This is a genomic window from Methanopyrus kandleri AV19 (genome assembly GCF_000007185.1).
GTDB classification, from domain to species: domain Archaea; phylum JAADCQ01; class Methanopyri; order Methanopyrales; family Methanopyraceae; genus Methanopyrus; species Methanopyrus kandleri.
Window position 1 is genome coordinate 343,091 of the sequence record NC_003551.1, and the last position, 24,964, is coordinate 368,054.

At 58.7% G+C, this 24,964-nt stretch carries 33 protein-coding genes; 11 read left to right on the forward strand and 22 right to left on the reverse strand.

What is annotated here, in order from left to right; genetic code table 11:
* Nucleotides 1–31 precede the first annotated feature (31 nt).
* Nucleotides 32–355 (forward strand): hypothetical protein, encoded by a 324-nt coding sequence (locus MK_RS01895; protein WP_011018724.1) that lies wholly within the window; start codon nt 32–34, stop codon nt 353–355.
* Here the strand turns inward: MK_RS01895 and hmgA are convergent.
* From hmgA to MK_RS01940, 9 genes are all read right to left on the reverse strand, one after another.
* A complete protein-coding gene (gene hmgA / locus MK_RS01900; RefSeq protein ID WP_011018725.1) occupies nt 352–1,584 on the reverse strand; it encodes a hydroxymethylglutaryl-CoA reductase (NADPH) in 1,233 nt (410 codons plus the stop codon). The two genes, MK_RS01895 and hmgA, sit on opposite strands and share 4 nt — an antisense overlap.
* A gap of 36 nt (nt 1,585–1,620) precedes the next feature.
* Nucleotides 1,621–1,911 (reverse strand): hypothetical protein, encoded by a 291-nt coding sequence (locus MK_RS01905; protein WP_148679477.1) that lies wholly within the window; start codon nt 1,909–1,911, stop codon nt 1,621–1,623.
* A gap of 314 nt (nt 1,912–2,225) precedes the next feature.
* Nucleotides 2,226–2,549: a hypothetical protein gene (locus MK_RS01910; RefSeq protein WP_011018726.1), complete on the reverse strand. Its 324-nt coding sequence runs from the start codon at nt 2,547–2,549 to the stop codon at nt 2,226–2,228.
* Nucleotides 2,540–3,196 (reverse strand): sulfurtransferase TusA family protein, encoded by a 657-nt coding sequence (locus tag MK_RS01915; protein WP_011018727.1) that lies wholly within the window; start codon nt 3,194–3,196, stop codon nt 2,540–2,542. The genes MK_RS01910 and MK_RS01915 overlap by 10 nt, the downstream gene beginning before the upstream one ends.
* 399 nt (nt 3,197–3,595) lie before the next feature.
* On the reverse strand, nt 3,596–4,738 hold the full coding sequence (locus tag MK_RS01920) for a methanogenesis marker 16 metalloprotein (RefSeq protein WP_011018728.1): 1,143 nt from the start codon (nt 4,736–4,738) through the stop codon (nt 3,596–3,598).
* 297 nt (nt 4,739–5,035) lie between these two features.
* A complete protein-coding gene (gene gatC / locus MK_RS01925) occupies nt 5,036–5,341 on the reverse strand; it encodes an Asp-tRNA(Asn) amidotransferase subunit GatC (protein WP_011018729.1) in 306 nt (101 codons plus the stop codon).
* The gene (locus tag MK_RS01930; RefSeq protein ID WP_148679478.1) at nt 5,338–6,270 is read right to left on the reverse strand and encodes an aminopeptidase; all 933 of its coding nucleotides are present in this window, start codon (nt 6,268–6,270) and stop codon (nt 5,338–5,340) included. The genes gatC and MK_RS01930 overlap by 4 nt, the downstream gene beginning before the upstream one ends.
* 224 nt (nt 6,271–6,494) lie before the next feature.
* A complete protein-coding gene (ribC, locus tag MK_RS01935) occupies nt 6,495–6,968 on the reverse strand; it encodes a riboflavin synthase (protein ID WP_011018731.1) in 474 nt (157 codons plus the stop codon).
* Entirely contained in the window at nt 6,965–7,960 is a 996-nt protein-coding gene (locus tag MK_RS01940) for a hypothetical protein (protein ID WP_011018732.1), read from the reverse strand. The genes ribC and MK_RS01940 overlap by 4 nt, the downstream gene beginning before the upstream one ends.
* A 30-nt stretch (nt 7,961–7,990) precedes the next feature.
* Between MK_RS01940 and guaA the strand changes: the two genes are divergently transcribed.
* On the forward strand, nt 7,991–8,935 hold the full coding sequence (gene guaA, locus MK_RS01945) for a glutamine-hydrolyzing GMP synthase (protein ID WP_011018733.1): 945 nt from the start codon (nt 7,991–7,993) through the stop codon (nt 8,933–8,935).
* Between the two features lie 12 nt (nt 8,936–8,947).
* Complete coding sequence (gene hisA / locus MK_RS01950) at nt 8,948–9,676, forward strand: 1-(5-phosphoribosyl)-5-[(5-phosphoribosylamino)methylideneamino]imidazole-4-carboxamide isomerase (protein ID WP_011018734.1); 729 nt, start codon at nt 8,948–8,950, stop codon at nt 9,674–9,676.
* Here hisA and hisG read toward each other — a convergent pair.
* Nucleotides 9,673–10,521, reverse strand: a complete 849-nt coding sequence (gene hisG / locus MK_RS01955; protein ID WP_148679908.1) for an ATP phosphoribosyltransferase — start codon at nt 10,519–10,521, stop codon at nt 9,673–9,675. The two genes, hisA and hisG, sit on opposite strands and share 4 nt — an antisense overlap.
* Nucleotides 10,522–10,582: 61 nt before the next feature.
* Here hisG and MK_RS01960 point away from each other — a divergent pair, with 61 nt between their 5' ends.
* A complete protein-coding gene (locus MK_RS01960; RefSeq protein ID WP_011018736.1) occupies nt 10,583–11,878 on the forward strand; it encodes an amidohydrolase in 1,296 nt (431 codons plus the stop codon).
* On the opposite strand, the gene MK_RS01965 is transcribed toward MK_RS01960, so the two are convergent.
* Both MK_RS01965 and MK_RS01970 read right to left on the reverse strand, forming a co-directional pair.
* Nucleotides 11,865–12,203 carry a hypothetical protein gene (locus MK_RS01965; RefSeq protein ID WP_148679479.1) on the reverse strand — a complete coding sequence of 113 codons (339 nt, stop codon included), beginning with the start codon at nt 12,201–12,203 and terminating at the stop codon, nt 11,865–11,867. The genes MK_RS01960 and MK_RS01965 overlap by 14 nt on opposite strands.
* Before the next feature lie 155 nt (nt 12,204–12,358).
* Nucleotides 12,359–13,696, reverse strand: coding sequence for a hypothetical protein (locus MK_RS01970; protein WP_148679480.1), 1,338 nt, complete (start codon nt 13,694–13,696; stop codon nt 12,359–12,361).
* Between the two features lie 211 nt (nt 13,697–13,907).
* On the opposite strand from MK_RS01970, the gene MK_RS01975 reads away from it, so the two are divergent.
* The 5 genes from MK_RS01975 (at nt 13,908) to MK_RS01995 (ending at nt 17,975) form a co-directional block, all read left to right on the forward strand.
* Nucleotides 13,908–15,182 (forward strand): adenosylhomocysteinase, encoded by a 1,275-nt coding sequence (locus tag MK_RS01975; protein WP_011018738.1) that lies wholly within the window; start codon nt 13,908–13,910, stop codon nt 15,180–15,182.
* A 93-nt stretch (nt 15,183–15,275) separates the two neighbouring features.
* Nucleotides 15,276–15,500: a roadblock/LC7 domain-containing protein gene (locus MK_RS01980; RefSeq protein ID WP_148679481.1), complete on the forward strand. Its 225-nt coding sequence runs from the start codon at nt 15,276–15,278 to the stop codon at nt 15,498–15,500.
* Between the two features lie 112 nt (nt 15,501–15,612).
* The gene (locus MK_RS01985) at nt 15,613–16,032 is read left to right on the forward strand and encodes a hypothetical protein (protein ID WP_148679482.1); all 420 of its coding nucleotides are present in this window, start codon (nt 15,613–15,615) and stop codon (nt 16,030–16,032) included.
* A 416-nt stretch (nt 16,033–16,448) separates the two neighbouring features.
* Complete coding sequence (locus MK_RS01990; protein WP_148679483.1) at nt 16,449–17,462, forward strand: RsmB/NOP family class I SAM-dependent RNA methyltransferase; 1,014 nt, start codon at nt 16,449–16,451, stop codon at nt 17,460–17,462.
* A gap of 60 nt (nt 17,463–17,522) precedes the next feature.
* A complete protein-coding gene (locus MK_RS01995; protein WP_011018741.1) occupies nt 17,523–17,975 on the forward strand; it encodes a hypothetical protein in 453 nt (150 codons plus the stop codon).
* A 50-nt stretch (nt 17,976–18,025) separates the two neighbouring features.
* On the opposite strand, the gene MK_RS02000 is transcribed toward MK_RS01995, so the two are convergent.
* The gene (locus MK_RS02000) at nt 18,026–19,096 is read right to left on the reverse strand and encodes a UDP-N-acetylglucosamine--N-acetylmuramyl-(pentapeptide) pyrophosphoryl-undecaprenol N-acetylglucosamine transferase (protein WP_011018742.1); all 1,071 of its coding nucleotides are present in this window, start codon (nt 19,094–19,096) and stop codon (nt 18,026–18,028) included.
* Nucleotides 19,097–19,120: 24 nt separating this feature from the next.
* On the opposite strand from MK_RS02000, the gene MK_RS02005 reads away from it, so the two are divergent.
* Together MK_RS02005 and MK_RS02010 are read left to right on the forward strand one after the other, a co-directional pair.
* On the forward strand, nt 19,121–20,329 hold the full coding sequence (locus MK_RS02005) for a redox-regulated ATPase YchF (protein WP_011018743.1): 1,209 nt from the start codon (nt 19,121–19,123) through the stop codon (nt 20,327–20,329).
* Nucleotides 20,330–20,356: 27 nt separating this feature from the next.
* Complete coding sequence (locus MK_RS02010; protein ID WP_011018744.1) at nt 20,357–20,797, forward strand: hypothetical protein; 441 nt, start codon at nt 20,357–20,359, stop codon at nt 20,795–20,797.
* Here the strand turns inward: MK_RS02010 and MK_RS02015 are convergent.
* Genes MK_RS02015 through rrp4 form a run of 9 tightly spaced genes read right to left on the reverse strand, consistent with a single transcriptional unit; the run spans nt 20,778 to nt 24,964 of the window.
* Nucleotides 20,778–21,026 (reverse strand): DUF3194 domain-containing protein, encoded by a 249-nt coding sequence (locus MK_RS02015; protein WP_148679484.1) that lies wholly within the window; start codon nt 21,024–21,026, stop codon nt 20,778–20,780. The genes MK_RS02010 and MK_RS02015 overlap by 20 nt on opposite strands.
* Nucleotides 21,023–21,385, reverse strand: a complete 363-nt coding sequence (locus MK_RS02020; RefSeq protein ID WP_011018745.1) for a prefoldin subunit beta — start codon at nt 21,383–21,385, stop codon at nt 21,023–21,025. Before MK_RS02020 ends, MK_RS02015 begins: the two co-directional genes overlap by 4 nt.
* Nucleotides 21,386–21,637: a KEOPS complex subunit Pcc1 gene (locus MK_RS02025; RefSeq protein ID WP_011018746.1), complete on the reverse strand. Its 252-nt coding sequence runs from the start codon at nt 21,635–21,637 to the stop codon at nt 21,386–21,388. It lies immediately after the preceding gene.
* A gap of 15 nt (nt 21,638–21,652) precedes the next feature.
* On the reverse strand, nt 21,653–22,231 hold the full coding sequence (locus MK_RS02030) for a ribosomal biogenesis protein (RefSeq protein WP_011018747.1): 579 nt from the start codon (nt 22,229–22,231) through the stop codon (nt 21,653–21,655).
* Complete coding sequence (locus MK_RS02035) at nt 22,228–22,383, reverse strand: DNA-directed RNA polymerase subunit P (protein WP_011018748.1); 156 nt, start codon at nt 22,381–22,383, stop codon at nt 22,228–22,230. Before MK_RS02035 ends, MK_RS02030 begins: the two co-directional genes overlap by 4 nt.
* A 2-nt stretch (nt 22,384–22,385) precedes the next feature.
* Entirely contained in the window at nt 22,386–22,655 is a 270-nt protein-coding gene (locus MK_RS02040) for a 50S ribosomal protein L37ae (protein WP_011018749.1), read from the reverse strand.
* Nucleotides 22,656–22,711: 56 nt separating this feature from the next.
* Nucleotides 22,712–23,515 (reverse strand): exosome complex protein Rrp42, encoded by an 804-nt coding sequence (gene rrp42 / locus MK_RS02045; RefSeq protein WP_011018750.1) that lies wholly within the window; start codon nt 23,513–23,515, stop codon nt 22,712–22,714.
* A 1-nt stretch (nt 23,516) separates the two neighbouring features.
* Nucleotides 23,517–24,236: an exosome complex exonuclease Rrp41 gene (gene rrp41 / locus MK_RS02050; protein ID WP_011018751.1), complete on the reverse strand. Its 720-nt coding sequence runs from the start codon at nt 24,234–24,236 to the stop codon at nt 23,517–23,519.
* A gap of 8 nt (nt 24,237–24,244) precedes the next feature.
* The gene (gene rrp4, locus MK_RS02055; protein WP_011018752.1) at nt 24,245–24,964 is read right to left on the reverse strand and encodes an exosome complex RNA-binding protein Rrp4; all 720 of its coding nucleotides are present in this window, start codon (nt 24,962–24,964) and stop codon (nt 24,245–24,247) included.

The following is a 24,964-nucleotide window of genomic DNA, read 5'->3' on the forward strand; positions in this document are numbered from 1 at the left end:
CCCACCCTCGCACTGGGGGATGTTCTGAGCTATGATCATGGAGATACTTAATAGGCACAAGGAGAAGTTGGTGAAACTTAGGGTGCTCAGCTACGGCGACCGTATGATACTCTCAGCTCAGTTCTCGGCGAACGATTTCGACGAGGCGTACGAGATGTTGCAGGAGATCATGGAAGAAGAGCCTGAGGTCGTTTCCCTGGACTCGGACAGGAAGCAGGGCTACGCGGTGACGTTGATGGAGGACGTTACCGAAGAGTACCAAGAGATCCGGGAGCGCGTCCACGAACTCATGCGTGAGCTCGTAGAGGGAGGGGAAGGGAAGGAGGAGTTCCCACTCCCGATTTTCGAAGCTTAGCGACCTAAGAGCCTGTGCGCTTTACCCAAATGTCCCGCCGCCAGTGCAGCTACGAGTGACAGCTCACCTGCCAAGACCGCGGCGGCGACCACTTCGGCGAACTCTTTAGCGTTGACACCGGGTGGGTTCCCTCCACCAGCCACGCCGAGGATTTCCAGACACTCGCGCTGTGTCTCCACCCCGGTACCCCCTCCAACCGTCCCTACGTTCAAGCTGGGAATCGTCACACTAGCGTACAGGTCGCCGTCCTCCGTAACCTCCATCGTGGTGTACCCAGTGGATCCATCGACAGCATGCGCCTCGTCCTGGCCTGTAGCGATGAAAATAGCGGCCACAATGTTCGCGTGATGCGCGTTGAACCCGATGTTACCGGCGGCCGCGGAGCCTACCAGGTTCTTCCTGTAATTGACCTCGGCCATGGCTTCCGGGGTAGTCTTCAGCTTCTCCTCGACTATATCGCGCGGGACTTCGACCTCGGCCACCACCGTCCGACCTCGACCCAGCACGTTGTTGAGCCACGAGGGTTTCTTGTCCACACAAACGTTCCCGCTCGCCGAAACGCACTTCGCGTCCGGATACTTCTCCTCGATCCAGTTCACGGCTTCCTCAGTGGCGATAGTGACCATGTTCATACCCATTGCGTCCTTCGTGTCGAACTCGAACCGGAGGAACACGTGCCTACCGACCACGAACTCCTGAATATCGAGTAGCTCACCGTGACGTGTGGTACTCTCGGCCACCTCTTTGATATCGTCGAAGTGCTTACGTACCCACTCACAGAACTCCAACGCTTTACGAGCGGACGGCAGTTTGAACACAGGAGCACGCGTCATTCCGTCTCTCACGATCCTCACGTGGGCACCGCCTGAATCGGTAATAGTCGAACAGCCACGGTTGACGGAGGCCACCAACGCTCCCTCCGTCGTCGCGAGCGGTACGTAGTATTCCCCCTCGGCGTACTCCCCGTGCACTAACAGCGGGCCGGCGATACCGACCGGCACCTGGACGGCTCCGATCATGTTCTCGATGTTCTTGTCCATCGCACGGTTCGCGTCGATGGTGTACTTGCCGAGATGCTCGAGCTTCGCACCGGTCAACCGCTCCAGCGCACGACGTCGAACTTCCGTGGCCACCTCACTGTCACCGTCGGTGTACTTCTCCACCTCGTGGAACTTGATCTCGCCTTTTACTACCTTGCTCACGAGCTCCTCAATCTTCTTCTCGTCCACGAAGGACAGCCCCCGACGGACACTCGAAGAGGGAACCTAAAAGCAGCTCGAAGCGTACTTAGGTTCGACACCGGTTCTCGCGAGCTCCGCTACGATAGTCTTAGCGATCTCCACGAGCTCATCGCGTAACACCAGAAGCCGATCACCGTCGGGATAATCCAGTACGTACACTCGACGGGAATCCAACGGAAACTCTAGCGCCAGGGCGAAGGGTTCGCGGCCGTGCCTCAGGAGCGAGACTATGATGGCGTCCTCACGCAGCTCGACCTTCGCCAGCAGCCGACCTGAGCCCGCCGTGTGTCCCTGAGCTCGCGCCCCGCGGAGCAAAGCCATGGCGTCCGCCAAGTGACGGGAAACTAAACGCCGATACAACCGCAGAGGTCCCGTCCGCCGGACCACTCTCTACCTCACACCTGAGCTCACGACGGAGACCCGGACCGAATCTGTTGGGCACTACGACCGCGGCCCTGTCATCCCGTGTTACGTGAACGTACGCGAGCACTCGACCACGAATTACGCGGATAGTCCCGTGGAAAGTCGCCCAGTGAGCGTTACGGACGAGATTTTGGGCCATACGCCGATAATACCACAAGCCCATCTCCTTAATATCACGAGTCCCGGCCGACGAAAAAGACTGCGGGTTAGAGGAGGGCGTAAATCCCTAGGGAAATCAACAGCATGTACGACGCCGCACCGCGAACGGAGAACCCTGCAGCGCCGAAGTGGCCCGACTTAAGCTCTTCCGCACGGACTGCGAGGGCTAGGATCCCGGTCAGCAGACCAGAGACTGCTCCAACGGGACGGAGTATCGGCCATAGGATGGAGAGAGAGCATGAGGCGGCCGCTATGACGCCGAGGATGACAGCCAGTCTGAGCGGGAGAGATCGACGGATCATAGCGGGCATAGCGAATTCAATTGCAACGCCGGCGGAGAGTCCCGCGAGAATTATCTCGCTTATAGCCAAACCACATCCACACCCGGATCCGTGATTAGCTTGAGAAACTTTGAAGCTCCGACGACTTTGACACCATCCAGGAGATCGTCGGAAGTGATACCCCTGGCTTGAATGCTTAATTCACAAGCGCATGCCTCGACGTTTCTCAGGACTTCCCGGGCCTTATCTATCAGCGGAGGAAATTCTGGATGTCGGATTCTTTCAACTTCTCGCTCAACGAGCACGGTGACACCGTCCATGAAGCCGAAGATTACGACGTCCAAATCCATCGCCAACGCTGCCTCCGACATTAGGAACGTCGCGTACGCACGCTCCGGATTAGCGACGCCGGTACTTTGTGCTATCATAACCGAATCCGTGTCGGTCGACGGTAATGATCCGGCACACGTCCTAACGGTACCGTCGGTCGCGGTACTATCGGTCTCGACGCCACCGACGCGGATCAGCATGCGTATGTCTCCATCCGTTTCTTCAACCTTCAACACCTCATGTCCTCCATCCTGAACTAGTTCCCTTATGTCGTTGGCAATACCCTCCGAGTCGACGATAACTTCCAGCACCTGTCCGGGCTCCATTTCCTTGAGTTCTTCCGCCACCATTACGGACGGCCCAGGACAGGCCGCACCACGCACGTCAAGCCGCCGATCGGGCTTCATGATTGTGTCCCCTGTGCGATTGTTCGCGATTGTCGATCAAACGAGAACAATCGTTGGAGGCAATTTAAGTTTTCCGATCCCCTGGTCCGACGACATAACAGTGTGAAAAAGTGTCCCTGGACCGTGGGACCCCCTCTCATCCCGGCGCCTCGCGGCGTCGAGGGGGCCCCGCCGGCTCTGTACCGGGGGTCCGTAACGGACGCTCATCGGGTCGGCTTCGGCCGCCTGACGTCCGTCCCTGGAAGGAATGAGCGTGAAGAGCCTCCGTCGGCGCCGCAATCATCACGTGTCAGGCTCGGGCAAGAGTCTTCATCGGCTGAACCGTCGACGATGGCGTCGGATTTGAAGATCTCGCTCGAGCGTCACGACGGATCGACCGTGGAAAGGGGCCCTCCGACCTCAGGGACGGAGGATGTCGATCTTCCCCTCTTCAACGGCCTCGATCGCTCTCTCCATCAGTTTCTTCGCGAGGTACGCCGAAGACTCACGGGCGACGATCGGGAGCTTCCGTCCTTCGACTTCGAGCTCCCCTAGGTCGACCTCGACCGCCGGACAGAACTCGTGACAATAACCGCAGTGGAAACAGTCGCCGGTCCGGAGGTCACCGTACGGATACGGGCATTTCTCCTCGAGTCGGCACGGGTCGCAGTTCTCGCAGCGGTCGGGGTTCCAGCGAACCGTCTCCTGTACCCACACGTCGGCGTACGTGGTCTCCGCGATGGGCGTCCTGTCGGAGAGCTTAACGACCGGCAGGACGGCGTCGGAGTGATCGCGCTCCAGGAACGGGAGCGTCTCCTCGGTGACCGCGATCACCGAAGCTACGCCGGCTATGTTCTCCGGTCCCGCGGACGTCCGGTACTCACCCATGAAGGTGGGATCACACTCGGTGAGGTTCGCGTGGAGTGTTAAGTTCGGGCGTTCTCGGGTGCTCCGAGTGCCCTTCCCCGTGATCACCCCGGGAGCCCCGCAAAACAGCACACGTCGGCCGGGTCGATGGAGCCGGAGTTTCGGATCGTGCTCCAGGGGGTTGTACCCACCGCATCCGCTGAAGGAGGCCTCCCCAGGTTCCAGAGGTCTCGGCGCGAAGATCGTCGACGCGGGTCGTTCGCCATCGTTGAATATCGCGGAGTAGTTGCGGAAACACGCACGGGTGGACGCGATCATCGCCCGTTCCAGCTCTTCTGGGCCGATCGTCGCTTCGTACTCACGACCGTCGTCCGCTACGGCGATGACATCGAACTCGTTACCCTCCGCTACGGTACGGAGCAAATAGGCCCCGGAAACGTCCCCGTGAGCCGTGGCCGGGACCACACATTCGACGAGTCCGAGGCGCTCGTTAGGGCACGGACCTACGGGCAATCTTATGCCTTCTAAGTACACCTCCTCGAACCGGCGCACTTCACCGGGCTCAGCCACGTGGAAGGACAGGATCCCGTAGACACCACTCATCAACCCGACGGTGGCACAAGTGACGGCATCGACGGATCGACGCTCACCTTCGGTCATGTCCCAGAACTCGTCGATACGGACGACGGTAGGCACGCCCGATCCCCCCGAGTCTGCCGGACCGCCGTATCTCGGGCATGTACTAAGTTACCGGAACCCCGCTCCGGGCGAGTAGCGCTCTTCGATGGGATCCAGGCCGTGGTCGTTAGGCTCTCGCGGAAAGACCGTCGCGAAGGTATTCACACCGTCGGAACGGCGGACGGTGGGAAAGTGGCGGAATAAAGAGGAGGGGTTGTTACAGAAGGAAACGACGCCATGTCGACCGAACGGTACCGATACTGTCGTAACTCGTGAGAACGAAACGGTGTAGGTATCGCACCGACGATCGAAGGTCTAACGGAGCCAGTGGGCACGCTCCGCTATCACGTACCCATCGTCGGACCTGGGTGCGTTCTCGAGCATTTTCTTCTTGAACTCCCGATCACACCGCGGCTCGTCGTCTTCACGGAACTTGCGTGACCCCTCGGACGTCGTCCACGTCTCGTCCTCCGCGTCGACGTCTTCTAACCGTTCCGCGAACTCTTCCAGCAACTCCATAGTTTCCCTTAGGATATCCAAGACATCGACATCGTCACGGTCGGAGGCCAGAGACAGGTACGTGTCGATCTCGAGGAGTTGCTCCAGCTCCCTTTCCTTCATAACGAGACCCCCAGCAACTCTCCGGACCGCGCGACGAGTTCGTCGTCCAGGTAAAGCTCGAACTCCTTAATAACCGCATCGAGATGCACCCGTGAGCTTACTCGCCCGCTAAACGTGCTGTTGTCCCCGAACCCCATGTGGACTGTCCCGTAGACCTTCTCGTCCTCCAGTACCACGCCGCACAGCTTCGCCCCGGGGTTGGTGCCCACTCCCAGCTCGCACAGCATTTCTCCGTTCTCGATCCGGCGGATCAGCCGGACGAACTCGAGATCCTCCCGCGAGACTTCGACCACTCGACCCTCCGAGATCTCGAGCTCCAGAGGCTCATCAAGGATTCCATCCGGTGCCACGCTACCGTCGATACGGACGCACCCTTCCGCCGACCCTTCGATCGGTGCTACGAAAGCCTCTCCGGCCGGGAGGTTACCGAATTCCCCGGGATCCCGCAGGTTCCCGTCGTCCGCCAACGCCTCCCGTCCACCGATGTCCATCACGAGCTCGCCCGCCGGGGTCACCAGACGCACTTCAGAGGCCTCAGTGAGGAGTTCAGCGAGTTCTCGGGACAAACGCCTCAGCTCCTCGTAATCGACGTCGATAGCACGCTCCGCGATTTCACGTGTGAGTTCGGGCATCGATGCCACCCTAGCCCCAGCCTCGCAGGCCCGTCGCCGGGCCTCCGTGTGGGATATCGACCAAGAGGTGACGGCGGCGACGGCGTCGGAGCTCCTCATCATGGCCGCGACGTGATCCGGGGGCTCCTCGCCGTGGGTTTCCCTGGGATCGACGACGACTAGTGCTCGATCCGTCCCCTCGGCGGCCTCGAACAGCTCGCGGCCTAGTTCCTCCATCTCGGGATCGGTCAACACCAGGAAGCGCTCGCCTTCGGAGAGTCTCAGGCACTCTCGGACGACCCGTTCAGCCCAGCCCAAACCGACCACCCGCGTGACATCACACCTCTGAAAACTGAGCTACCGCATCTGCGCGGTCCCGGGCCGGTGAAGACGGACGACGTCACGATGTGCGGAGAAGGTGTTACAATGGCTTCATCTCATGAGCTAGAGGCGACATGGCATCTCCGATCGATAGACCGTGTCTTTCGTACACCGACCAACTGTTAGGCGTGAAAGGGAAGCCCGACGATCCTGGTATCACCTCACAGGCGAGCCGGGCCCACGTCAGGGTGGCCCTCACGGCGCCCCATACCCGCCTCCCGGGTCAACGCCTCCGGCTTTTCGAGCATTTTCACGACGTTAAGCGCGTGTTCTTCCGCCCTCTTCACCGCCAGCTCGTGGAGCTCCCGTTCGTCTTCCGCCTCGTCCTCGTGCACGAACACCTCGATGATGTGCGTGTTGGTGAGCAGCTGCGCCAATATCAGCCCCATAGAGGCGACCATCGCGCACTGTTTGTCGATCTCGGTGGGACCGGGCATACCGAAGGCCATGACCAGATCGCAACCTTCCTCCTCGATCAGTCGCTTGCAAGCCACCGGCAGATCCTTTATCCCGGGTACCGTGTATCTGGGAGTCTCGACCCCGGGTAGGTGCTCTTTCAAGACCTTCTCCGCGACGGAGGCCATGTCGACCCGGGCGAAGGTCGTGTCCGCCAGTCCGACTTTATATCGGGTCACCGGTCATCACCCCAAGCTTCGGACCGAGAGGGGTCGGGTTTGAGAACCTTGGAAGCGTCGAGGCGTAAGACGGCGTTCGCGCAGGCACTCAGCGCGCAAAGGGTCCCCCTACCCGTACCCGCGGGAGTGACTACCTCCGGGTACTCCTCCACCTTGAGCCGGACGCCACCCTCCGTTTCGGTCAGACGCTGGAGCACCACGTTCCCCAGTGCGCTTATGGGCTTACCCACCCAACAGTGCTTCAAGGGACATTCGTCACAGTAGGCTCGGAGCAATCGCTTGGAGCGTTCCGACCCGTACCCGGCCTTCAACTCAGCCCGGACGATCGCGTAGGCCACACAGCATCCCCGGTTGGTGATACTCCGGTTCGCCAGCTTAAGGGTCGCGAAGGCTATCCCGCGACGGACCCTCACGCTGTTCACGACGCCGTCCTCGGCCTTCACTTTACCCGTGTTGGGAGCGTCGGCGAGCTCACGCTTCAGCTCGCGGTACACCTGGGGATGCCGCACCGCCGCCAAGGCCAGTGCGCAGGCCGGACAGTAGGAAACGTAATCCGATTTCGAGCCGTCATAGCGTATTTCCACCTCGGAACCGAGACCGCGACGTCGAACTATTACGGTACCCCCTCCTCCGAGGATAATTCGAGCTGCGACTCTGTCGACCGTCAGCACCCTTCCATAGCCGAATACCCGCGCCAGCCGTCTCATGTCGCGCTCCGGAGTGAGGACTTCGGAGAGCCTTTCTTCCCACCCTTCCGGGTAGACCCCAGATTTTATCAGAGACTCGAGTATCGCCGGCGCCCAGGTGACGTCGCGACCTTCGGTCACCGACCCGTCCGGACCGATAAGGCGGGCTCTCACACCCAGCCGCTCCTCGAGGCACTCCACCCTATATCCCGACCACGATAGGACCTCCAGGGTAGCGTGTGCGATACCGCACGCTCCCTCTCTCGGATCGAGAACGCGTTCAATTTGGTTGCGGATCCCCTCCAACAGGCATACCACCTCTTCGGGGGATGTACCATGTTCGACCCGAAAAAGTTCGTCGAAGAGGCTATCGAGGAGTTACGCCGGGAGATAGGGGATAGGAAAGCCATCATCGCCGTATCCGGCGGCGTCGATAGCACCACCGCCGCCGTTTTAACACATCGGGCCATCGGGAGCCACCTGGTGTGCGTGTTCGTCGATCACGGTTTCATGCGCAAGGGCGAGCCGGAGCGCATCCGCGAGCTACTGGAAGAAGAACTGGGTTTGAACCTCCGGTTCGTCGAAGCCGCCGAGGAGTTCTTCGAGGCACTCCGAGGGGTCACCGATCCCGAGGAGAAGAGGAAAATCATCGGAGAGAAGTTCATCGAAGTGTTCGAGCGGATAGCGGAGGAGGAAGAAGCTGAAGTGCTCGTTCAAGGTACGATCGCACCCGATATCATCGAGTCCGAGCGTGGAATCAAGTCCCACCACAACGTCGGTGGACTGCCCGAAAAGCTGAACCTCGACGTCGTGGAACCACTTCGGGACCTATACAAGGATGAGGTGAGGGAAGTGGCTCGCTACCTAGGAATACCCGATGAAATCGTGGAGCGCATGCCGTTCCCCGGCCCCGGTCTCGCAGTTCGAGTGCTCGGGGAGGTAACGCCTGAGAAGGTCGAGATCGTGCGTGAGGCGAACGCTATCGTGGAAGAAGAGGTCGAGAAGGCCGTCGAAGAGGGGAAGATGTCGAAGCCGTGGCAGGCCTTCGCTGCACTCCTGGACTGCAAGGCCACCGGAGTGAAAGGTGACGAGCGGGACTACGGATGGGTCATCGCCGTTCGGATCGTCGAATCGATCGACGCGATGATAGCGGACGTACCCGAGGTTCCGTGGGAGGTCCTCCGCAACATTCAGGACCGGATCACCAGCGAGGTACCTGAGGTAACCAGAGTTTTGTTCGACATAACCCCTAAACCCCCTGCAACGATCGAGTTCGAGTGAGGGGGACGCGCGTTGGCTTTCGTCGTCATCCCCTCGGTCGATGTAGTCGAGGGGAAGTGTGTGCAGCTTGTCGAAGGAGATCCGGAACGGAGGACGTTCGAGTCCGATGACCCCGTGGAAACCGCGCACCAGTGGTCCGAGTTTTTCCCCTGGATTCACGTGGTGGACGTCGACGCGGCACGCGGTGAGGGGGATAACTCGGATATCATCGGACGGATCTGCGAGGAGGTCGACGCCAAGGTGCAGGTGGGTGGCGGGATCCGTTCCGCCGAACGCGCGGAAGAGCTCATCGAGCTGGGTGCCGATCGTCTGATAGTGGGAACCGTGGCGTTCACCGATAAGGATGATTTCTCGAAGATCGTCGACGTGTGTCACGATCACGGTATCGAGGTATTCGTGGCACTGGACGTCAACGAGAACCATGAGGTGCTAGTCAGCGGGTGGAAGGAGGACGCGGGAGTCACCCTGGAAGACGCCATAGAGCGCTTCAACGAAGTTGCCGACGGGTATCTGACCACCGCGGTGCACGTCGAGGGTAAGGAAATGGGTATCGACGAAAAAGTCGTTGAGAAGTCGACCGGTGCCACGGATCTCCCCGTGTTGTACGCCGGTGGAATAGCTTCGATCAAGGACGTGAAGCGGGCCAAGGAGGCCGGAGCGTACGGGGTAGTGATCGGGACCGCCCTGTACCACGGGGACATCGATCCCGTGGCACTACTTGATCTCATGGAGGAGGATTAGGGTATCATCCTCTCGATGGGGAGGACGATGATACCTTCTGCACCCAACTCTTTGGCCCTGAGTACGACCTCCGACACGTCCTCCTCGTTCACTACCGCGTAGACCTCGACCATGTCCTCGTCCCCGTATATTTCCGACACCGTGGGACCTGTCACACCCGGCAACAGCTCGTGGAACTCCTCCAACCGCTCTCGAGGTACGTTCATCATGACGAGGCACTTTCCATCGGCGTTGAGAACACCCTTCAACGACAGGTAAACTCGCCGGATCACCTCACCGTCCGTCGCGTCGGGATTGGCGATCAACCGTGCGGAGGTCTCCAGCAGTTCGTCAACAACACGAAGCCTGTTGACCTTGAGCGTAGTCCCCGTGCTGCACAGGTCCACGATCGCGTCCGCGACTCCTATCCTCGGCATGATCTCGGTGGCTCCTGACACCTGGATGATCTCCACGTCCACACCGACGTCCTCGAAGTACTGCCGGGCGATGTTGGGGAACTCCGTGGCGACGGTACCACCGTCGAGGTCTTCCGGGGACTTCACATCCGACTCTTCGGGTACCGCGAGCACCAGCCGCGCCCGACCGAACCGTAGATCGAGTAGCTCCTTCACCTCCGCCCCGGCCTCCACGATAAGGTCGTATCCAGTGATCCCGAGTTGCGCCACTCCCTCTTCCACTAGCCGAGGGATATCCGCGGCCCTGACGAACATGACCTCGATATCGGGGTCCGTGGTTCTGGCCTTGAGACGGCGTCCCAGAGGCTCCTCTACGCCGATTCCCGCGCGCTCGAGGAGCTTGAGCGCCGGCTCGTGTAGGCGTCCTTTGTTGGGTACCGCTACGGTTATCACTTGCGCCCTCCGTCGACGTCCCAGCCGCAGGATATAACGGTACCCGGGGACCTCGGACTTGAGGCTCGCGATACTAGGAGGCATCGCGGTAACTCCGGAGCGCGTGATCGAAGACGCCGGAATTCTGATCGACGAAGACGGCCGGATCTCGTTCGTGGACACCCGAGAACAGCTCGAGGAGTGTGAAGACTGGGAGGACGAAATAGAGCTCGGAGAGAAGGACGTTATCATGCCGGGCTTGATCAACACTCACACACACGGTCCCATGACGCTGTTTCGAGGCGTCGCCGATGATATGCCACTGATGAAGTGGTTGAGGGAAGAGATATGGCCACTAGAGGAGCGCCTCGACGCCGAGAAGTGCCGATGGGGAGCGGCGCTCGCGGCTATGGAGGCCCTCAAGTCCGGCACTACCTGTCTCGCCGACATGTACTTCTTCATGGACGCCGTAGCCGAGGCCTACGCCGAAGTCGGCATCCGCGCGGTGATCTCCCACGGCATGATTGACCTCGGCGAGGAGGATAAGCGGGAGGAGGAGCTGAAAGAGTCGAAACGCGTGTACCGCAAGTGCCAAGGGATGGAAGGACTCATCGAGTTCTCGCTAGGACCGCATGCCCCCTACACATGCTCGGAGGAGTTGCTCAAGGAGGTCCGGCGCTTAGCGGACGAGTGGGGCGTTAAAATTCAGATCCACGTGGCCGAAACTGAGGACGAGGTAAAAGAGGTGAAACGGAAGCACGGGAAGCGACCGGTAGAGTACCTGGACGAAATCGGACTGCTTGGTGACGACGTTATAGCCGCCCACTGCGTGTGGCTCGATGATAAAGAAATTGAAATATTATCGAAGAGAGGAGTAATAGTCTCACACAATCCAATCAGTAACATGAAGTTGGCTTCAGGTATCAGCCCCGTACCTGAAATGCTCGAGAGAGGCGTCAACGTCACTATAGGTACAGACGGGTGTGCTAGCAACAACAACCTCGATATGTTGGAGGAGATCAAAGTAGCAGCTCTGTTACATAAAGTGAATAAGATGGATCCGTCGGCCACGGAAATGTTGGAGATCCTGAGGATGGCGACGGTGAGGGCGGGTACGGTCTTCTCGAGCGAGAAGATAGGAGCCATCGAGGAAGGTTACGCGGCAGACCTAGTAGTTTTAGACGGTAGTTCTCCCAGACTGAATCCCAATCACAACCCGATCTCAAACATTGTATACTCAGCCTCAGGATCGGACGTGAAGCATGTGTTCGTGGCAGGAGAACTCGTAGTGAAGAACGGAAAACTCGTTAAAGCAGACGAGCAAGAAATACTGGAAAACTCCACCGAGTGCGCAGAACAACTCACCTCCTCATGAGTCTAACTCCCAGGTAAATCGCCGCTCCCGCTAGCACTACTACTAGAAGCGCCACTAACACCCACGCTGCGGACTTCGACGACAACCTCTTAAGTTTCTTCTTTAGTCCTTCATTTAGCTTTCTGATCTTCTTTTTTATCTCTTCAGTCACTGTTCCTTTGCCACCTCTCTTCTCCTCTTCACTCCCCTTGCTTACCTTCTTCCCTTCCTCGCTCCCGCCTCCACCGGCATGCCCACCGGCCGTACTCCCGTGCTCTTGTTCGCTATGTTTATGTTCGCTATGTTCTCCACCCTTAGTGCCCCCTCCGCCGTGTCCTCCCCCCACGCCGGCGGAGCCGGCCGGCGAGGGGTGTGAGGCGGGCGGAGGGGGCGCTTGGGTTTCCCCTCCGGAATGTGAAGATCCACCTCCGGTTCCTCCGCCGGAAGGGATGGACGGCGGCGGTGGTGGCAGTGTCTGCGCCTGAGCCGCGCTTATCGCTATCAGGACCAGCGCCGCGAGAGCCACAGCAGCGCGCCGCAAGCTATCAACCCCACCAGAGGATTCACCGAGACTTTGAACGTTATCACCGCGGCGAGTATACCCGCTCCGGCTATCGTCGCGGCGAGTGACACCGGAAGCTTAACACCGAAGACCTCGATGTAATCTCCGGACTCATGCTCCTCCGACGCGAACACGTCAGATATCCTTACCGGAATCCGCTTCGTGCCGCTTATATACTCATCATAAAGGCGTGTCACTTCCTCGTACTCCGGTATCAGTTCCGAGTCCACCAACCGCGCCGCTTCATCCCGCTGACCCCGCTCCAGCAGCTCCGCGACGCGCTTGCACTCTTCGGACATCTCTACCAGGAGATCACGAATTTTAGCGGCGATCTCCGCGAGCCGCTGGAGCTCCGATCGGTACTCCGGATGGGTCTCGGCGGCTTTACTCAGGTACTCCACGGTACGACCCCAGGTCTCGGCGGCCATCGCGTACCATCGGGCCAACTTACGGTATCCCTCCGGAGTCGGCGGAACTCTACCTCCCTCGAGAGCGTAGAGGTACAGGGCCTCTAGGAAGGCTTTGTCCAGTTCGGTCCGATAGTTGTCGTAATTCGGAGGGAGCTCTTGTCCGATGTAGTAGTAACCGTTCTCGAAAGTGGCGGCCGGGATCCCGTGTTTGGCGACAGGGGCGGTGACCCACGGTGGAGACGTTCCAGTCTGTTGCGTGTCGACCCTCGCACCGATCACTCCGGCTAGTACCTCGCAGATCTGAAGCGCCCGTTGGAAGGACTCAGGGTTGTCGTTCCCGTGGATCGGGCCGGCCGGGATTAGGATGAACTCTGACACTCCCCAGCTCGGCCGGTGCGCGTGAACGTCTAGGAAGAGCTCGGGTTTCCTTGTGATAGGCACACCGACTTTGCTCCCCAGCTCCTTGGGATGTAGCACGTAAGGCAGCACGTGGTTGTAAAACGTAAGCTGTCCGAGATCACGTGATACTCGGTACTTCTCCTCTTCACTTCCGGATTGATAGTACTCCGCCGGAATCTTGATCCACGAGACTACGAGGGTCCCCTCGAACTCGCCAGAGTTATACACGAACCACTTCACAGCCTCGAACATGCATTTGTGGGCTTGATATTCCAGTGGATGAACACCTAAGGACACCCACACAAAGTGGCCATTACCGTTCTTCCAAACATAATACTCAACCGGAACTTCATACGTTTTGTCGCCTAAGGTAACTCGATATGTCTCCACTAGCTCACCATATTGCATCGAGTAGACTCCGGTAAGTGCCGTAAAAGTCATCGCGAGCGCCATCACCACACGACGCACCCTCTCACCCCCCTGAGACGATAAAGGTGTACCCGGCGGCCAGGCCGCCCGATCATCGACGGCACTACGGCCACTCACGGGCGTGACGGGAACCGATGTGCCGGGAGCGTGACCGCGGGGATCACCGCCGGGAGACTCCCGTCTCCCCCCGTCGGGGGCCCGGCGTGGACACTCGATCACCCTCATTACCATTTTCGGGGGATGCTCGACGTTGGTCGTAGTTAAGGAGGGTGAGTACGCTATTCGGGACCCCTCCCTGGCTCCGAAAGGTCGAGACATGATTGAGTGGGCTCGGGACCACATGCCGGTATTAGGGGCCATCCGTGAGCGGTTCGAAGAAGAACGGCCGCTCGAAGGTATAACCGTGGGAATGACCCTGCATCTCGAGGCCAAGACGGCCGTTCTGGTCGAAACGCTGATGGCCGGTGGCGCCGAGGTAGCCATCACCGGATGCAATCCACTTTCGACGAAAGATGAAGTTGCGGCGGCACTCGTGGAGGAAGGAGTGCACGTATACGCCTGGCGCGGGGAGACGGAGGAAGAGTACTACCAGAACATCGACCGGGTGCTCTCCCACGAGCCCGACATCATAGTCGACGACGGTGCCGACTGTATCGCGCGCGTGCACACCGAGTTCCCGGACCTAGCGGAGCGCGTGATCGGGGCCACCGAGGAGACCACGACGGGCGTTAACAGACTGCACGCGATGCACAGGGAGGGCGTCCTGAAGTTCCCGGTCATCGCCGTGAACGACGCTAAGACGAAATACCTCATGGACAACCGTTACGGGACCGGACAGAGCGCGCTGGACGGATTGATGCGGGCCACCAACATCCTCCTAGCGGGCAAGACCGTAGTGGTAGTCGGGTACGGGTGGTGCGGTCGCGGCATTGCACGTCGAGCGCGGGGCTTGGGCGCCAACGTCATAGTAGTGGAGGTAGACCCGATCAAGGCCATGGAGGCTATCTTCGACGGATTCCGAGTGATGCCGATGGACCGCGCCGCCGAGGAAGGTGACATCTTCATCACCGCTACCGGGAATCGGGATGTGATCCGTGGCGAACACATCGAAAAGATGAAGGACGGCGTCATTTTAGCCAACGCGGGTCACTTCGACGTGGAGATCGACAAGGAGTATCTCGAGGAACATTGCGAGGAAAAGATCGACCGCAGGGGTGGCCTGGTCACCGAATACCGGATGCCAGACGGTAAGAGGGTCTACCTGATCGCAGAGGGGAGACTAGTGAACCTGGCGGCCGGCGAGGGACACCCTATTGAGATCATGGACATCAGCTTCGCACTCCAAGCGCTTTCCGTCGAGGTGTTGGCGAAAGAAGGGAAGGAGATGGAACCCGGAGTGTACAAGGTACCGAAAGACGTTGACAAGCGCGTCGCTGAACTGAAGCTAGAATCCATGGGGATCGAGTTGGAGGAACTGACACCGGAACAGCGCGAGTACATGAAGAGCTGGGAAGAAGGTACATAGCGTCGAGGATCGGGCTCCGAAAAGTTATTTTGCCAGCAATTAACAGGACCTCTCGGCGCGCGCCTTTTCAACCGAATAACGGGAGGGAACGTGATGAAACTAGACGATGTCGTCAAGGAGCACGGCGTTCTCTGTGCGTTTGTTGCCACCGAGGATGGGTTCGTGGTCGACGCGGCATCCGACACCGACATAGATCCCGAGGAGAGTGCGGCTCTGGCGGCTGACCGCCGTTATGAGACTCCGAAACGTGATGAGCAGACTGGTTTTGGCGCTGAAAGAGGTCGAAGGTGGGATCATCGTCGGACTGTTGTACGATAGCAACTAGATCCCTACTGGAGCCGTCAAGTTAATTCTTCAGGAGCTTGAGGAGGAGTACAGGGGGAGAAGCGTCGAGGAGTTGCTTTGAGGGCCACCACCGGGGGCGTAAGTGGTGGCTATCGAGATCGAAGACGTGAACGAGGTCCTACTAGCTGCATCGCTGTCAGCGCTTAAAGAGCTCGGTGAAACTCCTCATACGATCGCACTAGTCGTGAGGAGTCTGCTCGAAGACGGAGTGGAGGAGATCCCTAAGGGGTTCCTGGACGAGCTTAGGGAGGCATTGCACTCCCCTCCTGGATCCGTACAGTCGCGGAAAGGTACGAGGTACGAAATAGGTAATGAGGACGGGAATATCACCATTCGAATCGAAAGCTGTAGCTGGAAATCTATTTGTGAACTTCAGGAAGAAATGGGACAAAAAATCTGTCCTGTAGCAATCATTATCGATGCTATATCTGAAACATTACCTATTTATATCGAATTTAACAGCAGTTCAGACTGCGTAGTTGAAGCTAAGAGGGTGAGGACATGAGTATTGCCAGTATCGAGCATACAATCGCGATAATGTCTACTCTTAATAAAGTAATTAAAGAGAATGACGGTTCAGTAACACATTTCCACCTAAGTATTGTTTCGAGTAAAATAATGGAAACACAAACGGCCAAAAGACGGGTGGAACAAGTACTCGAAAACTGCAAAAAGGTGTCGACACTGCTGTTAAAAATGGCGAATCAAAGGTCGATATTGATGGATACATGTCGATAGAATTTCGATTAGAATTCGATGATGTTATATTATGTACAATAAATGAGTGCCCTTATAGGAGATGGTGTACTAAAATATTATCGATGGTAATAGAGGGAGAGGAACTAATGGTACTGCCATGTACAATCCTCATGGAGTGCTGCCTCCAGGACTCTCATGGGGGAGTGCATAAGGTCGAACCAGATGAGAACTCCTGCGAAATCGAGATCGTGCTCAGACACTGAGGTGTTCCTACCCGAGATCGACGATCGATGTCACGAGCTGGCGGAGCGCTACGGCGTTCGGCCTTACATGGTGGCCCGATATCTGACCTTCTTAGGACGGTCCGAAACCGAGAGACTTCTGAAACATATGGAGGACATCCGTCCGGCCATTCGGACGAATACTATCTTGATAGATCCTGAAGAACTTCGACGTGTCTTGGAAGAGAAGCGAGGATTCGAGCTGAAGCGCTGCCCCGAGCCCGTGGATGTGGGGTTTTGGATCCTCAACGACCCGCCTATCTCCATCGGCGCCACCTTGGAGTACATGATGGGGTACTACGTGCCCCAGGACGCCGCTTCCATGTTACCTCCGGTCGTACTGGACCCGAAACCTGGAGATCGAGTGCTCGACGCGTGTGCGGCCCCGGGTGGGAAGACCACCCACCTGGCCCAACTCATGGACAACGAAGGCACGTTGATAGCCATCGACGTGGACCCGGACCGCATGCGGGCGTTGAAGAGCAACCTAGCCAGATGCGGTGTCGCCAACGCGGTGGCCCTCCGTATGAACGCCCTCGACTTGCCGAGCACCGACTGGGAGTTCGATCGAATCCTTCTCGACGCGCCGTGCACCGGGGAGGGAACTATCCACAAAGACCCTTCTAGGAAGACTAGCCGCGATCCGGAGGACATCGCCACGTGTGCCAGGTTACAGCGCCGCTTGATAGACGCGGTCGTAGATGTGTTGAGACCAGGCGGTGTGCTGGTCTACTCCACCTGCACATTCTCGCCCGAAGAGAACGAGCTGATAGTGCAATACGCCGTAGATGAACACGGACTGGAGCCGGAGCCCGTGGACGTGGGGTGGGCGGACAGGGGACTACGCGTGCCGGGGGTCGAGCCGAAGGTGCGACGGACGTGCGCCCGGCTGTATCCCCACAGACACGGTATGGGGATCTTTTTCGTCGCTAGATTACGGAAGCCCCTCAGCTAAGGCCCCATCGATCACCCATTAATAGCTCACCAAGGGATTCCTTCGTCATCGGGGCGCGCATTGGGAGCATTGGAGGAGTTCGAGTGGAAGCTCGCCGAACACGATGTTCCTATTCCCGTCCGTCAGGACGCTGTGGCGCTGTACCGTGTGTTACTGGAGACGGTTCGAATTTGGGGGATAGAGAGGGAGGAAGGCGTTCGGGAGAGTAGAAGCGAAGTCCGCGCACGGATCAGCTGTGAGGGACTCGATTGCGCCGTCCTCACGAAGGTGGGTGAAGATCGGCCACAACTTCTCCTGAGAACTGTCTTGGGTCCGAGGTTGCTCGCGGAAGTGTTCGAGCGGGCACACGAGAGCGGCGTCAGATCCTTCCACTTCGACCTTCAGGGGCGAGGATTGCGGGTAGAGGGCGAGTACGACGTGGGCATCGTTCAGATCAAGGTCGTCGGCGGGGGAGCGGGGTGGGAGCTGCTGGAGGATTTAGAGAAGAGGGGGTTCTCTGTAACTGGGTTATAGTCGGTCGGCAAAGGGAGAGTTCCTCACACGTTCGGATAGCGGGGACCTCCTCATCCCGATGCGACGAGCTCCTCACAGAGGTCGATGAACCGTTCCCGAGCGTTGCCCCCGAAGAGTTCCTTACCTCTCTCCCCCATACGCTTCAGGTCTTCGGGATCGATGCTCAGGGCTCGACTCACGGCTTTTACGACCTCTTCGGGGTTAGAAGCGTCTTCGGCTGCCACCGCAACACCGCGTTTCTCCAACTTCTTAGCGGTAACGTATTGATGGTCCCTGAGCACGTCCCTCCTGGGCAGAACCACCACCGGCTTCCCCAGCGCGGCGGCCTCCACGGGAGTGGCTCCCCCTAGGCACACGACGAGATCGGCTGCCTTCAACAGGGCCGGAAAATCGTGGAAGAAGCGCTTCACCACGATCCCAGAACACAGTCCATTCAGCGCTCGTTTCAAGCGCTTGGGATCCATGGCGTTCCCCGTGTTCACGACCACTTCCCAATCCCTAAGTAGCCCCTCTTCGGCGCACCTGACGAGCCCCTCCAGAGCGGGCTTGTAGCCGGCCGAGCCCGTAGTCCACACGAGTACTCGATCTCCCAGGTCGTACTTCTCCCGGGCCTCCTCCGGATCGGCCTCCTCGAAGCTCCGAGGCAACACGATACCGACGTTGATCACCCGATCGCCGTAGTACTCGGCCATATCCTCATCCCAGACTCCGATGATGTCTGCGCACAACTTCGCGACCTTACCCGAGACGGAGACTACGTCGGTCGGCTCGTAATGTGCCACGGGTAATCGCTTGAACTTCCCGGCGATCATCGGCCCGATAGCCACACCGGCCCCCGTGGACAGGATTAGATCGGGCCGCACGTCACGGAGTACTTTGGAAGCCGCTAGGTAGTTCTTCAGCCCGCCCAGAGCGGCCTTCCAGGAGGTATCACCCATCCTCCTGGGTCTCGGCAGACCTACGTACTCTTCGAAGCCCGCCTTCTTGAGCCGTTCTACGGCCTGATCGGAGTCTTCATTGACGGCGAACGTCACGTCATGTCCTCGATCGGATAACTCCTCGGCGAGGGCGAGTGCCCTCGTGAGATGTCCGCCATCCCCTGAAGCTATTAACACGTGCACGGACGTTCCCCCGGGGACTACCGGTTGGGAGTGCAGGTAGGCATAGTCGGCAAGCCGAACGTGGGTAAGAGCACGTTCTTCGCGGCTGCCACACTGTCACCCGTGGAAACTGCGGACTACCCTTTCACTACAGTCGATCCGAACCAAGGTGTCGCCCACGTCCGAACGGAATGCCCCTGTAAAGCGTTCGGTGTGGAGTGCCAGCCTCGGAACTCCTCGTGCATCGACGGCAACAGGTTCGTGCCAGTGGAGCTGATCGACGTCGCGGGACTAGTTCCTGGCGCCCACGAAGGGAGAGGGCTCGGCAACAAGTTTCTGGACGACCTCAGGCAAGCATCCGTGCTGATACATGTCGTGGATGTTTCGGGATCCACGGACGAGGAAGGTCGTCCGTGCGATCCGGGTACTAGAGAACCTGCCGAGGACGTGAGGTTCCTGGAGCGCGAGCTGGACGAGTGGATAGCGGGCATACTGCGCAGGGACTGGGACCGGACTGCCAAGCGCGCAAGCCTGGAGAAAATCCCGGCGGCGGAAGTTCTCAGGGAACGGCTGGCGGGCATCGGGGTGTCGGCATCGGACGTCGAGAGTGCCATGGAAAGGGCGGAGGTACCGAGCGACCTCACGAAATGGTCGGACGAGGACATCCGACGGTTCGCCCGGGAAGTGCGGCGTGTCAACAAGCCGATGGTCATCGCCGCCAATAAGATCGACGTCGAGTGCGCCGAAGAGAACCTGAAGAGATTGGAAGAGGAAGTCGAGTACCCGGTGGTTCCCACGTGTGCCGAGGCGGAGCTCGCGCTCAGGCGTGCGGCCGACCAGGGGTTGATCCGCTACCTACCGGGGGATTCAGATTTCGAGATACTGCAGGAAGAAAAGCTGAGCGACGAGCAGCTCCAGGCGCTCGAATTCATCAGGGAGAAGGTTTTGAAACGCTGGGGTTCCACCGGAGTGCAGGAGGCCCTGAATCGGGCGGTATTCGATGTGGCTAAGATGATCGTAGTGTACCCGGTAGAGAACGAGAACAAGTTGTCGGACTCCGAAGGCAGGGTACTGCCGGATGCACTGCTCCTCCCGGAAGGTACTATGGTACGCGAATTGGCCTATAACATCCACACCGAAATCGGGGAGAGTTTTAATAGAGCCATCTTAGTGAAACCCGACGGGAGCCGTGAGGTAGTTGGTGAAGATCACGAGTTGGAACATGGAGATGTTGTCAAGATTCAGACGTCCTGACCCCGCCCCTAAGGGGGTGAACATGCTTTGAGAATCCTCGCGCTAATATTGCTGCTATCGCTCCCCCTCACCCCCGCACTCGCGGAACCCACACCCTCCGCGGGGTACTCTAGCCCTTCAGAGCAACCCGCTCAGGAGGAAGTGAAGACCGAGGAGCAAATGGTCGAAACCAGCAACGTACCTCCCAGCGAAGCTGTACGCCCATCAACCCCTGAACGGGAAAAGGAAGTCACAACCACGACCTCAGCGGCTGGTAGTTCCGAGACCCCCGAGATAACAAAGTCGGAGAAGACGAATGAGAAGAAGGAGAACCGCGTGGTCAACCTCCGCGAACCGAACCCCGTGGAGAAAAAGAATAATGCGAACGTTACGATGCTTATGGGCATCCTGGCCGCGTCGGCGTTAGGCGCGTATAGTATCGCGAAGAGAAAGAGGAGAGAAGCGCTCGTCAAGGTTCCCGCAGCATGATCCTGTCGGCCTCCTTAATGGCAGCTTCCGCCGCGCGCTCAACTGCCTCTTTAATCTCCTCGTCGGAAAGTTCGCTCAGCGGGTGTACCTCCACCTTAACGTCTACGTCCACGGACTTGCCGTCCACCGTCACCGTTACGTCAACGTCCTCCAAGTCACGCTTCGGAATCCTGCGATAGAGCTCCCGGAGAGCTGCTTCGTGGATGCGTTCGATGTCTTCGAGCTTCAGGCCGCTCCGGCCCCGCCACCTCCCTCGGCCTGCTGAAGAGCCTTCTGGAGCCTCTTCTGGAGGTTCTCGATCTGCTGCTGGAGGCGTTTTTCTTGCTTCTCTAGTGTTTTTACCCTTAGCTCCAGTGTTTCTTTTCTGTCCTCGAGCTCTTCCTTCACCTCATCACGGTCAGCTTCTATCAGCAAGCCACCAACAGTTTTGTATACCTTGGTATCTTCCTCGATTTCGTCGAGTTCCTTCAGGGCCCTTTCGATCTCCCTAAGCTGCAGCTCCAGCTGCTGCTTTTGCGCGACGATGGAGCTCAACTGCTGCTGAAGCTGCTGGAGCTGAGCCACCTGCTGCTCCACATTCTGCGCCATCTACACGTCCCCCAGAACCGTCGTGATGACCCGCTCTGAGAGCGCGAGGAGACGGAACACTCCGGAGGCTGATGCTCGGAGTGCCGACACGTCTTCCGCCCGGATCTCTATTTGTATGTTGTTACCGCGGCGGTCGATATCCACCCGGGATCGCCGTGCCGGCATGAGTTTAACGTCCGGTAACACCGATTCGTAGACCACTCTGGCGACTCGTTCCGATTTGAGCTCGGCCTCACATCGAAGCGCGTGCACGGTCCCACCCTCGTGTTATAACTTCATCCTCTCGTCCTTGGTGCGGAAATCCCGGTAGAACAGGGACGGTCCGACCTTCTCGGTGCGACGGTAGAAGGTAAGGGTCCCTAAGTGACGAGGATGGCCTTCGACCACCAACAGCACGTCGGCTAGGGCCTCCTCAAGTACATCCTCCAAGGAGCCCGCTCGGGGAACGAATTCTACTCCGAGGACTTCGGACAGCGACTCCGCGACCTTCATGTGACCGGAAACTGGGCGTTTCGACGTCGTGATCACCAGATCACCTGAAAGATCAACCCTATTCCCGAAGAGCTCACGCTGTAGCTTGACACCACCTAGCCAGAATGATAATCGTAACCTGGGTGGGATCTCTCCGAGATCTATTACATGGAGTCGGGCGGGGTTGCCTTTGGCTTCCGTCACGTAGAACAGGACTTCAGCACCAGATTCTAGTGCTTCCAGTACGGTGTCCCGGAGGTTCTTCGTACCCCTCAGAACGTAAGTAGCATCGGGTAGTGCGCACTCCAGGTCACGACATAGCGAGCGCGTGCGACGAGCGGGACGCTGTGAGGTGGTGATGGCCGCCGGTCTCAACGAGCTTTATACCTCCTGGGCACGGGGTGCCGGGGCTTCATCACCAGTCTGAAACCACAGTGGGTGCAGCGAATGGGGTCTTCGTTGATGTCCAACCTGACTTTCTTACCACACCTCATGCAGATGTATTCGTACTTCTCTTCCTCGTACATGGTCACTTCTCCTCCAACGCCTTCCGAATAGCGCGCCTGACGATCCTCTGAGCTTCAGTCTCGGGATAGTAGGCTCCTCCTGTGAACTCCGCACCGCACTTAGTGCATCTCCAAATACCGGTACCGACTCTCTTCACGGCCCGCTTGTGACACACGGGACACTCGTGTTTTTGTCGCTGGACCGATTCGATCTCCGCGACACGACGTCGGATCCGCATTCCGTACCTGGGTCCGAAGCGTCCCGCTGGACCGACCTTCTTCGTACGACCCACCGTCCTGCACCCCCCGCGCGCAGGCCCTTTGACCCCTATAAGGTTTGGGGAGTGGGTTACAGTTGAGCCTTGACGGTGCGTCGGACTTCTTCCGCCTTCTTCGTGGCTAGGTCGATAGCGTCCTCCAGTAGATGCTCGGGAAAATCCCCAAGCTCTCCCTTCTGAACCGCGCAGACTTCTCCACTTTCGGTGACGGTTACTGTCAGCCTGGTGTCCATGATGACCTCCTCCTCAAGACAGGGGTCGACGAGCAGGTACTCACCGACTTTAGCGATAGTAACGGAGATGGGAAAGTCGTTGATAGCGAGCGGTTCGGTATCTTCCTCCATAACTTCAACCTCATCGTCCACGACTTCGGCTTTTGGCACCTCGGTGATGGAGAGTGCGGAAACCGAGCCGATCATGGAGGCGTCGAACAAGTTCCCGTCGTGGTCCAGTACGTGGATGTCTACGAAGGTGACCCAGCAGTGCTCACCTTCCTCTATGCAGAGCTCCTCAAGATCTATCATCTCGGACTCGCGGATCCCCCTGTCTACGACACGAGAGAGCTCGATCGCGTTTTCATCCGGAGGACCAGGTTCGAAGGATGGGTCGGCGAGCGGAACGAGTTCCGCGTTGACCGCCAGGGCTCCTTCGTTAGGTGAATCGGGGTAAGGGCGACCCACCTCCAGCTTCACACCGACGACCAGCTGGGTGTTCCCGAGACGGACCAAGGCCGACCCGTTCGCTTTGGAGATGACCCCGGCACGTACCTCGATGGGACGAAACTCTTCGAAATCACGCCCGTCGATCCTCTCTCCGGCCCTGATAGCGGCGAGTACCTCATGACGTTTAATACGGGCTAGCAGGTCCAGGTCCACGTCAGTCTCCCCCGTATTTCTCCTTTAACGCCCTGCGCTGCTCTTTGTACACTATCTTGCACCCTTTCTTGGCCAGCTTCACCGCCTGTTTGAACTCCCCAGGCGTCATATCACCGTCCATTTGGAGCAGCGTGATCTTACCCTCTTTCGGCATCATGGCGAGCGGGACGTCAGCTTCCCCGTAACCGTCTTCGTAGTACATGGGATCCAGCACCACTTTCCCTTCGACCTTCCCCGCCGCACACGCCGCCACCAGATCGCGCATCTCGATCCCCGCGTCCGCTAGGGCAACTGAGGCCGCACTGATACCGGCACACCGTGTCCCCGCGTCTGCTTGAAGGACCTCGACGAAGATGTCGATGGCCGTTCGCGGGTAGTATTCGGTGAAGATGGCCGGCTCCAGGGCCTCTTTAGACAGCTTGGAGATCTCGATAGATCGTCTGTCCGGACCCGGCCGCTTCCTTTCGTCCACAGAAAACGGGGCCATGTTGTACCGGAACCTGACGACGGCACGGTCCGGTTTCTGCTTATGCCTGGGATGGAGCTCGCGGGGCCCGTATACCGCGGCTACTATCTTGTTGGCCCCTAACTCCAGGTAAGCCGAGCCATCAGCCCGCTTCAGTACTCCGGCTTGAATCTTCAGCGGACGCATCTCATCGGGCTTGCGACCGTCCAGCCTCAGACCGTCCTCCGAGATCAACCGCTCTGGCCTCTCCTCCATTTTGCCGATCACCACCGTGAGAGTCGTTTTAGATTCGCTTTCAACCAGTCGGTAAGACCACGGAGATGCGATCGACGCTCGATCTCGCGGATAGCTCGTACGGCGAGGAGCTCTCGTTCTTTCTTCGGTTCCTCCCGAGCACGCACGTATATCCGTCCATTGGCGCCCACGACGATGTCACAGCCGAGAACGCGCTTGAGCATCTTGATCATGGAACCTTTACGTCCGATCACCCTGGGGACCTTCACGGGGTCTATCTCTACGACCTGACCACCCTGAAGTCGGCCGAGCCTCGTCGGAGCATCGTCTTCGAGCAGAGACAGTTCCACGCGTTGTACCGGATCCACCTCTCGAACGACCGCCGTTATAACATCTCCCGGCCGGTAGTACCTGGAAAGGTCGGTTTCAATGAGATCGACTTCTTCCTCAAGAGCGTTCGACACGTGAAGTATCGCCGGAAGAGGCGCACGAACGTCGATGAGCCAGCTTGAGAACTTCACCTCCTCCACGATCCCAACGACGAAATCGCCCGGAGAGGGCCTGTAGGGGCCGGCCAGCGGTATCACTCTGATCCTACGGCCGTCGATGTCGACGAGTCCGGTGACTTTAGAGTATACCTCGTCCCCACTGGTGTACGTCCCCTCGCTCGCGATCACCTGCCCTCTAGCCAACAACTCACCGGGAGTGACGACCTGACGGTCCTCGACGTACAGCTCGAACTCGGGCAC

Bases quoted from the DNA above. Each gene is read 5' to 3' on its own strand.
- MK_RS01915 (WP_011018727.1), bottom strand. From the start codon at position 3,196: ATGAAGCCCGATCGGCGGCTTGACGTGCGTGGTGCGGCCTGTCCTGGG.
- rrp41 (WP_011018751.1), bottom strand. From the start codon at position 24,236: ATGGAGGAGAGGCCAGAGCGGTTGATCTCGGAGGACGGTCTGAGGCTG.
- MK_RS01980 (WP_148679481.1), top strand. From the start codon at position 15,276: ATGAAACTAGACGATGTCGTCAAGGAGCACGGCGTTCTCTGTGCGTTT.
- MK_RS01990 (WP_148679483.1), top strand. From the start codon at position 16,449: ATGAGAACTCCTGCGAAATCGAGATCGTGCTCAGACACTGAGGTGTTC.
- MK_RS02020 (WP_011018745.1), bottom strand. From the start codon at position 21,385: ATGGCGCAGAATGTGGAGCAGCAGGTGGCTCAGCTCCAGCAGCTTCAG.
- MK_RS02035 (WP_011018748.1), bottom strand. From the start codon at position 22,383: ATGTACGAGGAAGAGAAGTACGAATACATCTGCATGAGGTGTGGTAAG.
- MK_RS01895 (WP_011018724.1), top strand. From the start codon at position 32: ATGATCATGGAGATACTTAATAGGCACAAGGAGAAGTTGGTGAAACTT.
- guaA (WP_011018733.1), top strand. From the start codon at position 7,991: ATGTTCGACCCGAAAAAGTTCGTCGAAGAGGCTATCGAGGAGTTACGC.
- gatC (WP_011018729.1), bottom strand. From the start codon at position 5,341: ATGAAGGAAAGGGAGCTGGAGCAACTCCTCGAGATCGACACGTACCTG.